14 protein-coding genes and 4 pseudogenes are annotated in these 14412 nt (G+C 36.5%); 13 read left to right on the forward strand and 5 right to left on the reverse strand.

All coding sequences use genetic code 11. From position 1 onward, the window contains the following. Positions 1-34 precede the first annotated feature (34 nt). Positions 35-949 (reverse strand): phosphotransferase family protein, encoded by a 915-nt coding sequence (locus QUF78_RS10360; protein ID WP_289324576.1) that lies wholly within the window; start codon positions 947-949, stop codon positions 35-37. A gap of 257 nt (positions 950-1206) precedes the next feature. On the opposite strand from QUF78_RS10360, the gene QUF78_RS10365 reads away from it, so the two are divergent. Both QUF78_RS10365 and QUF78_RS10370 read left to right on the forward strand, forming a co-directional pair. Then, a complete protein-coding gene (locus tag QUF78_RS10365) occupies positions 1207-1968 on the forward strand; it encodes an alpha/beta fold hydrolase (RefSeq protein ID WP_289324577.1) in 762 nt (253 codons plus the stop codon). Between the two features lie 528 nt (positions 1969-2496). After that, a complete protein-coding gene (locus QUF78_RS10370; protein ID WP_289324578.1) occupies positions 2497-3186 on the forward strand; it encodes an N-acetylmuramoyl-L-alanine amidase in 690 nt (229 codons plus the stop codon). A gap of 1346 nt (positions 3187-4532) precedes the next feature. On the opposite strand, the gene QUF78_RS10375 is transcribed toward QUF78_RS10370, so the two are convergent. Further along, positions 4533-5171, reverse strand: a complete 639-nt coding sequence (locus QUF78_RS10375) for a LexA family protein (RefSeq protein ID WP_289324579.1) — start codon at positions 5169-5171, stop codon at positions 4533-4535. Positions 5172-5305: 134 nt separating this feature from the next. On the opposite strand from QUF78_RS10375, the gene QUF78_RS10380 reads away from it, so the two are divergent. Continuing rightward, positions 5306-5530, forward strand: coding sequence for a helix-turn-helix transcriptional regulator (locus QUF78_RS10380; RefSeq protein ID WP_289316901.1), 225 nt, complete (start codon positions 5306-5308; stop codon positions 5528-5530). Between the two features lie 47 nt (positions 5531-5577). Further along, entirely contained in the window at positions 5578-5733 is a 156-nt protein-coding gene (locus QUF78_RS10385) for a hypothetical protein (RefSeq protein WP_289324580.1), read from the forward strand. A gap of 445 nt (positions 5734-6178) precedes the next feature. Here the strand turns inward: QUF78_RS10385 and QUF78_RS10390 are convergent. Next, positions 6179-6669: pseudogene (locus QUF78_RS10390) on the reverse strand (DUF817 family protein); the annotation flags it as partial. 42 nt (positions 6670-6711) lie between these two features. On the opposite strand from QUF78_RS10390, the pseudogene QUF78_RS10395 reads away from it, so the two are divergent. The 4 genes and pseudogenes from QUF78_RS10395 to QUF78_RS10410 form a co-directional block, all read left to right on the forward strand. Next, a pseudogene (locus QUF78_RS10395) lies at positions 6712-6939 on the forward strand (DUF817 family protein); the annotation flags it as partial. Positions 6940-7611: 672 nt separating this feature from the next. Further along, a pseudogene (locus QUF78_RS10400) lies at positions 7612-7836 on the forward strand (helix-turn-helix domain-containing protein); the annotation flags it as partial. A gap of 335 nt (positions 7837-8171) precedes the next feature. Further along, positions 8172-8561, forward strand: a complete 390-nt coding sequence (locus QUF78_RS10405) for a tautomerase family protein (protein WP_289324581.1) — start codon at positions 8172-8174, stop codon at positions 8559-8561. 449 nt (positions 8562-9010) lie between these two features. Beyond that, positions 9011-10543 (forward strand): esterase/lipase family protein, encoded by a 1533-nt coding sequence (locus QUF78_RS10410; RefSeq protein ID WP_289327289.1) that lies wholly within the window; start codon positions 9011-9013, stop codon positions 10541-10543. Positions 10544-10744: 201 nt separating this feature from the next. Here QUF78_RS10410 and QUF78_RS10415 read toward each other — a convergent pair whose 3' ends face one another. Further along, positions 10745-11032: a hypothetical protein gene (locus QUF78_RS10415; RefSeq protein WP_289324582.1), complete on the reverse strand. Its 288-nt coding sequence runs from the start codon at positions 11030-11032 to the stop codon at positions 10745-10747. Positions 11033-11434: 402 nt separating this feature from the next. Between QUF78_RS10415 and QUF78_RS10420 the strand changes: the two genes are divergently transcribed. Together QUF78_RS10420 and QUF78_RS27995 are read left to right on the forward strand one after the other, a co-directional pair. Beyond that, on the forward strand, positions 11435-11665 hold the full coding sequence (locus QUF78_RS10420; RefSeq protein ID WP_483313883.1) for a glucosaminidase domain-containing protein: 231 nt from the start codon (positions 11435-11437) through the stop codon (positions 11663-11665). Then, positions 11593-11958 (forward strand): annotated as a pseudogene (locus tag QUF78_RS27995) (LysM peptidoglycan-binding domain-containing protein); the annotation flags it as partial. The gene QUF78_RS10420 and the pseudogene QUF78_RS27995, both read left to right, overlap by 73 nt. Positions 11959-12230: 272 nt before the next feature. On the opposite strand, the gene lexA reads toward QUF78_RS27995, so the two are convergent. Beyond that, positions 12231-12854 carry a transcriptional repressor LexA gene (lexA, locus tag QUF78_RS10430; RefSeq protein WP_289316897.1) on the reverse strand — a complete coding sequence of 208 codons (624 nt, stop codon included), beginning with the start codon at positions 12852-12854 and terminating at the stop codon, positions 12231-12233. A gap of 155 nt (positions 12855-13009) precedes the next feature. On the opposite strand from lexA, the gene yneA reads away from it, so the two are divergent. The 3 genes from yneA to QUF78_RS10445 all read left to right on the forward strand — a co-directional run bounded on the left by yneA (position 13010) and on the right by QUF78_RS10445 (position 14296). Next, positions 13010-13321 carry a cell division suppressor protein YneA gene (yneA, locus tag QUF78_RS10435; protein ID WP_289324585.1) on the forward strand — a complete coding sequence of 104 codons (312 nt, stop codon included), beginning with the start codon at positions 13010-13012 and terminating at the stop codon, positions 13319-13321. A 19-nt stretch (positions 13322-13340) separates the two neighbouring features. Next, entirely contained in the window at positions 13341-13997 is a 657-nt protein-coding gene (locus QUF78_RS10440) for a YneB family resolvase-like protein (protein ID WP_289324586.1), read from the forward strand. A gap of 65 nt (positions 13998-14062) precedes the next feature. Beyond that, on the forward strand, positions 14063-14296 hold the full coding sequence (locus QUF78_RS10445) for a DUF896 domain-containing protein (protein ID WP_289324587.1): 234 nt from the start codon (positions 14063-14065) through the stop codon (positions 14294-14296). The last annotated feature ends 116 nt before the right edge of the window (positions 14297-14412 follow it).

Genomic DNA, 14412 nt, shown 5'->3' on the forward strand with positions numbered 1-14412 from the left:
TCTAAGGAATAATATCTCACTTATTAAACGGTTATTAATTTTTTCCAATCTGGGTAATCGCTTGATGAACAAATGACTTGTGTCTTTCCCGCCAGATATTTTCCTTGCTTTTTTCCAAGCCCCATTCAGGAAATGAAGATAACCGTAATGCAGCAAATAATTGCCAGAAGGGTAAGTTTGTAAAATTCACTTCAGGCATCATGGATTTATATTGATTGGAGAAGTCATTCATTGCTTCCATTCCATAATGAAATGAAATTTCGAGTTGGCTATTGGCAAGGTCAGCCAAAGGGTCCCCTAAGCCTGAGTCTTCCCAATCAATAATGGAAACTAATTTATCCTCCTTCCATAATATATTTCCAGGCCAATAATCACCATGAAGGATCACTTCCTTATTCATTGAGGATAATGGCATGAATGATTTTAACACATCTCTAATTAAGCTCAGATTTAATCCTTCGTCCTTGATTACCCTTTCTTTATTTAACATTTCTACATATGAATTTTCTAGTTTGGGCAGGAATGATAAAGATAGATTTGCACAATCAACACGATGGATCTTTGCTAGATTGCTTGCAATTTGTAAGATATGATCATTAAGATTTGAGGGGGTGAACTCTGGCTTGCCCTCAATAAACTCGATAAGTATACATGGTTTGGAAAAAAACCCGCAGGATTCGAAGTAATAGGGAGTCGGTACAGGCAAACCTGCAGATTTCAATATTCCTAAGAGCTTGTGTTCATCTGCCGCAATATTTGGATTCCGTTTCAAGTCATTATCACCATGCTGACGAATGATCATTTTTATGATTTGCCCTGTAGATTGTAACAATTCAAGTCCTGTCACCTGTGCAGAAATCCCGCCTTTTAATTCCCATGTGCGAATGAGCTTATTTCCTGGATCCAACTTTTGAACCAATTCTTCAAACTTACTACATTCATTATTCATAGGCCCACTCCTTTTAAGGGTTTAAGTTCACATTTTATATGGGTATCATTCGCACTTTTTTCTTTTTGGCAATGTTAAAGGTAAGGTTGATTTATAAAAAATATAAATTGAAAACCAATTGAATGCTACAAATGTCCAGTTTTCCTATTACTTTCGTAAAAGTGAATCCCATTAGCATTTGGCTAGAACTTCAATAAATGAAACCAATCGCTTGTTACACACGTAACGTAATGTAAAACAAAGTGAGGTGTCATACATTGAAAATAGAGAAATATAAAGTGGAAACACTGCAAGGGACGTTACAATATAATATTAGTGGAAGCGGAAAACCCAATATAGTTTTGATTAACGGTGGTTCGGGACCGATGGAGGGTTGGATGAAAATCCTACCGGCAATTTCGGAATCATCATCAGTATTTTCCTATAATCGTTTGGGGGTTGCTGGCAGCGATAAACCGAAGGAAAACCAAGACGGGATAAATATTGTTAACACTTTACGTGAAGCACTAACAATAGTGGGCTTTAAACCTCCTTTCTTATTGGTTGGACATTCGCTAGGCGGCTTATATGCTAATTTATATGCCAGACTTTATCCAAATGAAGTAGAAGGAATTGTTTTTTTGGAATCCAGCCACCCGAAAGATATAAGTCTTAATGAATATCAAGGCAAGGCAGTAAGAATCATTAATAAGATCTTCAAGATGTTTGATTCCTTATCTTCACATAAAAAATTCAACGAAGTTAATTTTGTAAAAAAAACTATAAATCAAATCCATCAAATTAATGAATTTCCCGATATACCTGTATTTGTCATTACAGGTGGACAAGAAAATCGAATGATGCCAGAGGAAGTTCGAAAAAAACGACTTGAGAATCAATTGGAATTACTTTCATTGTCAAGAAACAGCAAACACATTGTCGCTGAAAAAAGTGGACATTTTCCACAATTAACCGAACCAACTGTAGTGATTGACTCAATAAAAGATTGTGCAGAAAAAATAACAAACCATAGCCAATAAATGCAAAGACTTTTATTTAGAGTATTGTTGTTTACATGCTATGTTAAAGATAAAGGTTGAATTATGTTTAGGCTATGTTCTTTCTATACGTTGATAAAATTCAAAAAGTATTGGAACTCCTCTAGGTCCTATTTTTAAATATTTATTATAGTTTAGCTTTAAACAAATTTTAATTGTCGCTAATCCAATTCAATTCAAAATATAATCCTTAAGCCCTCTATCTCCTTCCATCACCTTGTTGATAGTTTGATGGCAATTACTCCTGTTTGAATTTACCAAAGTGAAATAATGGAATGAATCTTTTTCAAGAAGTCGAAAGATTCTCGCCCATGGGGTTGTAATAATACACCAGCAGTGGTGTATTTTTTTTGGACGAAAGGGAGAAGGAGGGCATCATTTCTTGTTAATAGAGACAACTTGTACGGAAAACGAAGAAGAATCTCTATTATTATAAAATTTCTTTAATCCGATGGTTATGTGTACAAGCATTTGTTTATACGTAACATAAGATTAATAGAGGTGATCGAAATGGTAAAAGTGTTTATTGATCCCGGCCACGGTGGTACGGATCCAGGCTCGGTGGGGAATGGATTGAAAGAAAAGGATTTAACTTTATCCATTGCAACTCGAATAAAAGACATCTTATTAATAGAATATAATAACGTTTTTGTAAAAATGAGCAGGACCCAAGATACGTCCGTCTCTTTAAACGATCGGACGAATCAAGCGAACGCTTGGGGAGCTGACTTCTACCTCTCCATCCACATTAATGCTGGCGGCGGCACTGGGTATGAGGATTACATTTATACGTCAACTAATCAGGTAACGAAAACGTATCAAGATTATATTCATTCAGAGGTCATGAAGCTTATCAACATCCAAGACAGAGGACAAAAAACAGGAGATCTACATGTACTCCGTGAAACGGATATGCCTGCACTCCTGACTGAAAATGGATTTATTGATAATGTCAATGACGCAGCCAAGTTGAAAACGTCATTCTTTATCGAATCACTGGCTCGCGGACATGTAAACGGTTTAGTTAAATGCTTCAAACTTACAAAGAAAAGTACTGCTGTATACCACAATGTCGATAGTGGGGACACCGTATATTCCTTAAGTATGACCTATGGCAGTACTGTTCAGCAAATTAAAGATTGGAACGGTCTTGACAGTCAGTTCACCATTACAGTAAACCAGAAATTGCGGGTGAAATGAATAATTAATAATTGACTGGTTAAATTATTTATAATTTCCAGTAAGCACACCACGCAGGGAAGCCCTTCTCTAAAAGAGAGGGGCTTTTTCTGGTTCTGGAATATTCAAGTTAAGAAATAATCTTGTCCATTCTTTCGATAATAGAGAAAATCTTTGTTAAAAAAGAGAGAAATGGTATTTTATGACTAAAATATTATTACCTAAAGTTGATCTTTTACAAAGTCTATTAAAAACCAATTCTTAAAACTGATAAACAAAGATTCTTATTATTTTTAGAAGAAAAAACATCCTTAACGAATGTCTTATCTATTAACCATGGATTCCACCTCATTATATGTAATGCCTTGAATATAACTAAATCCATTCTTATTCATCAAGCCTGGCCTGGCAGTCTATATTAATTGCAGTTTATCATGGAATCAAGCCTCTGGATTCGAACCCGCACTCCTTTCGTAAGCATAGGCTAGGGAGAGAACACGCTTCCCTACGGATTTTCACCGGCAGGAATTCCACCTTCCTCAGCTTATTTGCTTTTCGGTGCTTCTGAAACCCTTGCCTTACGACCCGGTGGCTACAATGTTTTCCGGCGCTCTTCCCTTCTAGAGCTACAGAGGCGAATGCTTATCATCCCATTATACGATTCTTATATGAGGTTGTGAACCGAAGAATAAAAGATTGAAAATGTGATTGTCAAATACAGATATTACTTAATGAAATATTTACTGTAATAACTAAAGGAAAACCTTGGTTGGATTGATGAAATGGAATAGTCTGCAATTCGAAAGCAAGGAGACTAAAAAAAGCGTCCTCGGACGCATATATTTGCCAACCCGTTCACTCAATGAAATAAAAAACCGATATGATGTTTTAAATCGCCGATTGACAGTTGCTGGTGATTAGCGACTCCCGTTAGTTTTCCCTTAAAGGATTCATTTATTGGTACGGCAGTTATTGTTTTTCCTAAATTCATCAGTAAATGGTCAAAGAAAACTGGTTCTGTAGGAATTGTATAAGTTGGTGATGAACTTTTCATCGTTTTCGGAAAGTTGCTATATAGGAATAATGTCCAGGAGACGGTATCCTGGTTTCATAACGATCATATTGCATGAATCATTTCACTCCTTTACTAATGTAAGGTATGCTTTATTAATAGGTTGACACAAATTTATATCTTTTGGATAAGGCAAATCATCAAAAAACAATACTAAAAAGCACAAACCAAAATGATTTGTACCTAATATGTATCAGGGAATACAGGCCTGAACTGAACGAATTGAATCTAATTAATGTATTATTGCTTGTCATTAATTTATTCATTGCCGCAATTGAAACCCTAGTGATGGATATTAATCGTATATTTTAATGGCTTGAACCACTTTTCCTAAAATTCGGACTCTATCATTTTTGATGTTATAGGTTTTTTCTTCATAAAAAGGATCCGTGCTGCAGGGCATGAGTGTGATATTTTCTTCATTAATATTCACTTTTTTGACTGTGGCATCGTGACCATTTACCATAACCACACCAATTTTTCCGCTTTCGACGTAGGTTGTTTTTTCAACAAGGATCAATGATCCGTCACTGAATTCTTTGTTCATGCTGTTGCCTTTCACTCTAAGGAAAAAATACTCTTCATTCGATTTTAGCATGGAATTTAATGTCGGCATATACGCTTCTATATATTCGTTGGTGAAATTAGGCTCTCCAGCAGGGATATTTCCGTAGACACCAATTAATCTTACATTCTTTTCATTTAAAAATTCCATTGTAGGATTGTTTCTAACGATTGGTGCTCCTTCAATAAGGTGGGACAGCGGGATTTCAAAGCATGAGGACATCATGCTCAATTTATCCATTAAAGGTTTATTCCGTCCGGATTCCCAAGCTGATACTGCCGTTGGGGCCACTTTTAATATATTTGCCAAATCTTCTTGTGTCATTTTTCTTTCTTTTCTTAACATTTTAATACGTTCACCAATGTGCATATTTCTTCACCTCTAACTTGAATATACACTATGAGTGAAAGTGAGTAAACTTGAAGTGCGTGAATTTTACAAAAATTTGTTGAAAACTATACTTCAAGTGTGATATCATTTTTTTAGACAGGTGGTGACAAGATATGACAAACGTTAAGTTCACACTTAAACAAGCGAGGAAGTATAAAGGATTAACTCAAGACGAAATGGCTAAAGTGCTAAAGATGGCCAAGAGAACCTACATTGATTATGAACAATATAAGATTCCTTTGCGAATTGATAAGGCGTATATGTTCGCTGAATGTGTAGGATTCTCGATCGACGATATCATTTTTTTTGACCCTGACCTACACTTCAAATGTAGTTGAAGATTTAAAGGTTATCAGCTTCCGTTACTAGTGTGACCATTCCTGGGTTGAAAAATTTAATCAATAGCACTGATCTGCCAAGGGACAAAATTCATGATTATGATGATTTAAGTGAGGATGGAAAGAGGGTGAAAAAAGTGGAAAGGGAAATTAGGTCCTCTGAAGTTGCAGTAGGAGCTACCGTTAGCACCTTTGCGATTTGAAAGGAAATTCGTGGAGAGTTCATTGATGATATTATCGTTCACGACGGTGTATTCAAATTGTTCAATCGAATGGACGAGCTTTTAAATGAAATTAATTTTCCCGTTCTCAGGGTTAATTACGGGTATGTGGGAGGAGGGGGCTTAAAGGAGTTTTTAACAAAAAAAAGTCGCTTGCATGTAAACTCCCAATCGGAACATGATGGTGGTGATTTTGATGGAAATGCAATTTCGATGGGGGACCCAATTGTAATGGGGAAATTTTATTGATGAAGAATCATGATTAGGGGCAATTGGACAGTGGCACATTCGAAGGGGAATTTTATAAGGATGTTCATAAAAAAAGTCAAGCCCTCTATCCCATGCAGGAGAAGGGCTTGTTCTATTTTTTGTATTTATATAACAATCGCTGTTAAGTATTTCCTTCATAATTTGTTCTGGAGCCCAATTATCCTATTGGGATTTTTCCCTTAACCTGCTTTAATGTCGCTACTATAAGAAAGCTAACAATCACTAATAAGAAGCATGCACTCACCTTTCCTAGATGACCGATACTCCATGCATTGGATTGGTTTGGATATTCCCACGCTCCAAAGAATGTTGCGATATTTTCGGCTATCGATAAAAAAAATCCGATGAGCAAAATAAAGTGCGAGTGGCATACGGTAACGAGTTCCATCAACCTCGTATGTGCCCCATGATTGCCAAAAAACGATAATATCAAGTCCAGATAAACACCAATGAACGTCAATCCAATAATGTGGGTGAAGAAATTCAAACGCAGCTGCAGAGGTACTACTAGAAAAAACGGTGGCCACTTAACCAGTTCAACCTTTAACCTCCTCCATGTCTGGCAAAGATAACTGACTATACTCCTTACATGAATCCGCTAAACAAAGGCACTCCAAAAATTTTGAAATGTCCTCCCTCTGGATAAGAGTTACTTATGAATTTAACCATTCAACAATGGAGGCACAAATCCTGAGATCACTAAAACCACTCGTTCATTTTGGTTGGGAGCAGGCCCTATCATGTTTGTTTCCTGTAGTTATTTTTGCCTCTTTGGCTTTTACAAAAATCATGCCACTTCCCTTCCTGCCATGGTATGACTGGCTGATCATCATCTGCCTTCTGATGCAGTGGCGGATGGTGCGTTCCGGGCTTGAAACAAGGGATGAGCCAAAGGTTATCACATTTCTCCACCTTATTTGGGCTTGCCCTTGAGCCAGCATCACTTCAATTATAATTGCCACGTTATTCACCACAGACTATTAAGTCATTTTCTGATTTTAAATCTAAGTAATCGGATTGCTTTTTACTTTTATGTATGTTTCATTCATTCTCTATCGATCATTGGTTTGTTTGATAATATGTCTTTAAAGTATAAAAAGGTATCTTCAAAATGGAAATACGATTCCTACATAATATCTTATAATTACAAATGTAGTAAGTAACTATTAGTTAAACTTCCAGCTAATATAAAGCGTTTACATGTAATGAGCAATCAATAAGTGACAACTTTCATAGGAACTAATGGTGAAGATGCCGAGTGGAATATTTATTTGAAAACAAAATGTCAAAGTATTAAAAGGAGTCTTCATAAAATAACATTGGTTAAAATGTATTGTCCTGTAATAACTTTATATAAAAGTAAAATAGAAAATTGAACTAGATCCATATATGGCTTGCCACCCAAGGGAATATTACATTTTGAGTAGAGGACTTTTAAAAGTTCTTTAACTGAATTATTATAAGGTTATTAGCTATTTTAAAAGCCCAGATTTTCTCATTGTTTAGCATATTCTATCCTTATAAGGTGAACAAGTGTAAACCAATTGTATATCATTAAATTTCTGAATTTTAAAATAATTAACTTTACCGGAGTTTGTTCAAAATGAGAGAATACAGAGAGCTGCGACCTTACTCAAAACAACAGATTTATCCATTAAAGATATTTCGGAAGAAACCGGCTTTAAAAATATTCACTATTTTACTCGTGTTTTTACTACCGCAATGGGTTCTTCGCCTGGGCGTTTTCGCTCTCTCTATATAGACTTAAAAGCAACTACCTATACAGAGGGGCAGGTGCAAAAACAATTACTATAGTATAGAACCATAATTCTAATAAAGGAAAATTAACAGGAATGTTTCACCTTGTTAATGGCCAAGTGGCAACAGATGCTGAAATTGACTTTGCAATGGGGCCAAAAGATGTAATAAGAGGGTTCCTTTAAAAGGATACACGGGGTCAACACATTAAATAGTAATGCAAAATCCAGTACTGTTCGATTTATCGAGGGGAAATCTAGTTGTAAAAAATGCCTTACTTAGGGTTAAAAAGTAACGTATAGAGTAGATGAAAAGTTCTAACTCTAAAGTAATCCTATTTATGCTAGCGCCAGGGTAACGAAATCAAATATTAACTATGGAGGGTATTTATAATGCCACTAATCAGATTTGATTTAATCGAAGGGCGAGATAAGAATTCTTTAAGAAAGCTATTGGATGCTGCTCACCGGGCAGTTGTTAAAGCTTTCGATGTACCCGAAAAAGATCGATATCAAATAGTTCATCAGCATCCAGCTCATGAATTAATAATAGAAGATACCGGGTTAGGTTTTAAGAGAAGTAAGAACTTAGTAGTAATAAGTGTAACTAGTAAACAAAGAAGGGAAGATCAGAAGCAATATTTTTATAAAGTTTTGGTTCAAGAGTTGGGAGAAAATTGTGGAATAGAACCAAATGATATTATGGTTTCAATTGTTACCAATGGGGATGCTGATTGGAGTTTTGGACTAGGGGAAGCCCAATTTTTAAATGGTAAATTATAAATGAAATTCTCTTAAAAAGGATGGCGGGGTCGCGTGGAAATCTAACCCACCAGAAACTACACGATCCTCTCACGCGGTTTTAATGTTTGGGAGCCAGGTAAATTCACGTAGGCATCAACCTAAATAGAATTTTCACAAGGCGTACTCCATGAACAGCTTCATAAATGAAAAAGCCTGTATATTAGATGAGTTCAAGGAAATCTTCATACTTTATCTCTATGTTAATGAATTTTCTTCTAGTTTTTTTCTCCCATCTTTTATGAATTCAGCAGGTAATGGCATGCGATAGTACAAATATAAACTAATGAATGCTATAGAAGACCTGTAAAGGAGGGCATTGATAATAGGCGAATTCGAAAAAATCCATAGGATATAGGGGGAGATAGCAATTGAAAAAGAAAGTAATCAATTATGTCGTTTTTCTTGTCCTCATTCTTACCATATTAATAATGGCTAAGCCTAACATTTCCTCAGCAGGAAAATTGAAGCCGCCATCCGAAACTTTCAACCCAGGGGATTGGTTTTTGGGAAGTATCCCTCCCAATCTTGACACAAATAGACCTCCGATCGTTTTTGTCCAAGGGAAAAATGGCAGTTCAACCAGCTGGTACGGTGAAACAGACTATCATGGTGTCAATGATATGTATACCAAAGCATATGAAGCCGGTTACCAAACGGTTTTTGTTCAGCTTTATGATTCAGCTGGAAATGGATCAGCGAGCCAATATGCTAATGGAAGGCTGTTAGCTCAAATGCTTGCAGAAATCAGTAACCATTTCGGCGGCGAAAAAGTAAATATAATAGCCCACAGTAAAGGGGGGCCAGACACCCAAGCGGCTCTAGTACACTATGGAGCGCACCAATATGTCGGAAGGGTCATCACTTTAGCGTCCCCTCATCACGGTTCTAACCTAGCTGATTTGGCTTATAGCTGGTATGCGGGCTGGCTTGGTTCCCTATTGGGTCAGAAAGATGAAGGAACTTATTCTTTACAAGTTGGTAAAATGGCGGAATTTCGATCTGTCACGGATAACCATGTTAACTCCCGTAAAAATATGTATTTCACCGTGGCCGGTATGAATAGGGGGCCGGTTCTTTCAGCTTTATCAATGGGTGGACAATATTTATCTTCATATGGAGAAAATGATGGTCTAGTGAATGTTTGGAGTACAAAAATACCCTACGCATCACATTTATTTACGGATCCCAACTATGATCACGACAATATTCGAGTAGGTTCAGCAGTATTTTCAAGAATTGAACCCTATTTAAGAAGCAATTCTACTGCTGGGATTCCTGGTTTAAATGTCAATTATAAAGAACGGGTTGAAGATGATGTCATCACAACCGCACTCTCTCAAACCGTCCTGGGAGATGTCCTGCAACAAAATGTCTGGAACGAAAAAAGTTTCCATGTAAATGAAGCAGCCCCAGGTAATATAACCATATATACAGCTTCAAATGATGTCGAGGTCGAATTAATTTCTCCTTCCAATAAAAAGTATGCACCTTCCTTAAAAGTTCATTCTGCAAAAAATGAAACTTCCTTTTTTAATGGTGCCACCATCCAAACATTTATTAGAAATAACCTAGAAATTGGTGACTGGAGAGTTCGACTGAAGACTAAATCGCCAAAAGACGCATACCTGTTCACAGCACATTTTAACGAAAAGAATCCCATTACATTAAGTATGGCCGGAAAAGTTAAGCAAAAAGATGCAAAATTTTTAATAAAGAATCCAATGAATGATAACAAAAGGCCAATCAGCACAACATTTTCGGTTCATCTAATAGATGAAAACGGTAATGAAATTCGTGAAAAAAGCTCCATTAAGGTAATGGACGCCGAAAATTTTTCTGGTACTCTTCCAGAAGTACCTAAATCAGGTGTTTATAATGTAACGATTGATGTCAAGGAAAAAAATGTGAATGGTACTGAAAGAACCCGTACATTGATTCGTTCGGTCTATATAGAAAAATAGTAAAAATGATTAGAAAAGACCTTCTCTTAATTGAGAGGTTTTTTTTTGGGGTGAAATGTATTGAAATGATTCAGCAAAAGGAAACAGCCAGGCCGTATTTCATATTGGTACTAAGTGAGCGGTTGATCGAAGGGTATTTAGCAAGTCAAATCCCCCTGCAACAAAAAAGATTCATGAAATCCAACGAGTGCCATCTAGGGTCTAATCCGTCTTTTGATAAGATTCCCTATAAGATAAAATACCAGTTTTGAGTGCAGAATAATTGCCAATGCTTGCATAGCCATAAAACCAGCCCATGAAAATTCCTGCAACCAAATGATGACGGTGGCTAATGAAAATGGAAATGAATAAGCCAATACCCAAAGCGATGGTAGGGATGAATTTTGGTGGAATATGAAAAATGACCTTAATAAGTTGAGTAAGAATCATGATGGTAGGAATGGCTATCACTGCATCCCAAAAGTTTGTATGGATGGTTGGGTAGTCCATAATGTCACCACCTTAATTTAGAAGTTTTATAAAATTAATTTTTACCAATTATAAAAGGTTTATACCATAGTAATTCAAAAGTTTATGCAAATGGTTATGAAGATTTTCAGCTTCAATTAAAAAGCCATCAATCCATTGAATATTAATTGGTTTGATGGCTTTTACTAGAGAGTGAGAATGATTAATCCAAATTGAAGCCGTACTTTGTAAGTTATCACCTTATTGATAATAGTGAAAACAATTAATAACATTTTTTTTGCTGGACAAGCTGTAAAGTTTCTCATAGTTTAGAATACGATAAGAATGAAGATATCCAACTAATAATGGGAGGTTCTAATGAGCGAGGAATCGTTTATTAAGGAAATTGCTCCTTATGCCCAAAAAATTCAATAGGAATTTAAAATTTTACCTTCTGTTGTCATTGCACAAGCTTGTTTGGAGAGTGGTTATGGGACAAGCTTATTAGCAAATCAAGGGAAAAATATATTCGTACAAAAGGTGACTATAAAGGAGAATCTGTCATTATTCAAACAATCGAATAAGTCAACGATACGCCTGTTCAAGTATGGTCCAAATTCAGAAGATATCCAACATGGGCAGAAAGTTTACAAGATCTTGCCAATCTATATGTAAAGGGGACTTCATGGAATAGAAGTTTGTATACAGCTGTCATTAGTAAAAAAGATTACAAAAAGGCACTTCAAGCAATATTCGATGCGGGCTACGCCTCGGACCCGAAATATATAGAAAAACTGGTGAATCTAATCGAAACAAGTGATTTAACTAAATATGACGCAAGCAACGAAGAGGTCTATCATATAGTCAAAAAGGGGGAATCCGTCTCTGAACTTGCCAAAGCATATGGTTCTACACAAGTGCAGATTCAACAGTGGAAGGGTTGGCCGATCTTAATCTCATTAAAGTGAACCAAAGATTAAGAGTGAAATGAACTTTTAACAGGGAGCGGGATTTTAACGCTCCCTTTTTTTATTTGAATGCGGGTTTCCTATTTTTCAAAATACATATATCCAGAAAGGCGTTAGTTTCCCTTTCATCCTGCATAAATGAGAATGGATGTTAATAATCTTAAGAAAACTCGATTCTATCAAAAAAATATATCAAAACCTAGTCTTCCATATGCATAATAAGAGAATTCGAGACATAAATTAAACAAACAAAAAAAGCGCGGTTAGCGCTTTTAGTGTATTTGTCTATATAAGCCTATAACTTTTCCAAGTATCGAAACATCTCTTAAAATAATTGGTTCCATATTCGAGTTCTCAGGCTGAAGCCTTATGTAATCCGGTTCCTTAAAGAATCGTTTTACAGTGGCTTCATCATCTTCCGTCATGGCCACGACGATATCTCCATTATTGGCGCTGCTTTGTTGTTTCACGATGACATAATCTCCATCATGAATTCCTGCTTCGATCATACTTTCACCCATGATTTCCAGCATGAATACATGGTCATCATGCGGAACCATGCTTTCGGGAAGCGGAAAGTATTCTTCTATGTTTTCGATGGCCGTTATCGGCATGCCCGCTGTTACTTTTCCAAGTAACGGAACGTTCACGACATTAACTTTGGGGATATTGTTCGCTTCCTCCAAATTCAGTATTTCAATGGCCCTCGGCTTGGTTGGGTCACGTCTTATCAGGCCTTTACTTTCCAGGCGGGATAAATGTCCGTGTACTGTTGAACTTGATGCAAGTCCAACTGCTTCACCAATCTCCCGTACGGAAGGTGGATACCCTTTTTGGCGGACCTCTTCTTTAATGAAATCAAGGATATCTTGCTGCCGTTTTGATAGTTTAGTCATATGTGCACCTCTTCTCCAATGTTCTTTGCTACATTATAGCATGGCCCCCAACTCTATACAAACATAAGTTCGAATTTTGTTGTTGACTGAAACAAACGTTCGTATTATAATTTGAACGTAACATACGAACGAACATTCGCTTTGGAGGGATATTTATGAAAAAATTATACAAAAATTATATTTCTACGATTCTATTAGCGGGATCGGTATTCATCTTTTCAATTTTATTCTCTTGTACATTAGACAATGATCAAAAAAAGGATTTCCTTTCTATAGAAGTAAGTGAAGGCGACACCCTATGGGGAATTGCCGAAGAGTATGAAGAAGCTGATTTGACAAAAAAAGAATTCATTGGTTGGATAGAAGAGCATAATGGAGTCAGGGCGGATACGATTAAACCTGGTCAAGTCATTGTCATACCGGTTAAAGGGGAAGAACTTGTTCAGAATTTGGCCAGTCAGCAGTAAGTAGTGAAGGTAGGGTATTATGAAGGCAGTAATCTATTGTAGGGTTAGCACAGAAAAAGAATCCCAGGAAACATCATTGGCACGGCAGGAAGATGAATTAGTTAAATTGGCGGAAAAGATGGATGTGGAAGTTGTTTCCATAATAAAAGAACAGGCAAGCGGTTATGAGTTAAATCGGGATGGCATATTTGACATGCTTGAACTATTTAAAACCAAAGAAGCTGAAGTTCTATTAATCCAGGACGAAACTAGACTGGGGAGGGGAAATGCCAAAATAGCCCTTTTCCATGTCATCCTTAAAGAAGACGTGAAAATTTATACGCTCTCACACGATGGAGAACTTGAGTTATCTGATTCGGATGCCATGGTCATCCAGATAGTCGGTATTGTAGAAGAATATCAAAGGAAACTACATAATCTAAAAATAAAACGCGGGATGATAAGAGCGGTTGAAAAAGGATACCGTCCGCAAAAAAATCTTCATAACCAAAGGAATTCTACTGGAAGGGAACGTATGGAGATTCCAATTGAAGAAATTATTAAACTCCGGGCCAATGGATTGACATTTGCAGAAATCGCAGCCACTTTAAGGGGCTTTGGATACAATGTATCTAAAGCCACTGTGAACAGGCGTTTTCTCGAACATCAACTCAATACAGAGGAAAGTCAATCATAGAACTTGTAATTTCGCTTTTTTTTTAATACCATGACAATATCCGCAGATTACGAAGGAGCGAAATTATGCTATCAAAAGAAAAATTAGCCCGTATTAATGAACTTTCAAAAAAGGCCAAGGCTGAAGGTTTGACGGAAGTTGAGGCGAAAGAGCAAACCCAATTAAGAAGTGAGTATTTGGAGACATTCAGACGGTCCATGTCCGATACGTTGGAGCATGTGAAAGTCGTTGATCCAGAAGGTAATGACGTCACTCCTCAAAAGATAAAGAGTATTAAAGAAAAAAGAAACTTACATTAATGCTTGGACTATTCTCATGGAACACTCCATTTGTGGATTCTTTTAGCCTTTAGGAATAAAAAGAGAGTGCATTCATGTATGTATTCCCCTATTTAGCTTAATCTAAATAGGGGACT

The sequence above is a fragment of the Peribacillus sp. ACCC06369 genome (assembly GCF_030348945.1).
Lineage (GTDB): Bacteria > Bacillota > Bacilli > Bacillales > DSM-1321 > Peribacillus.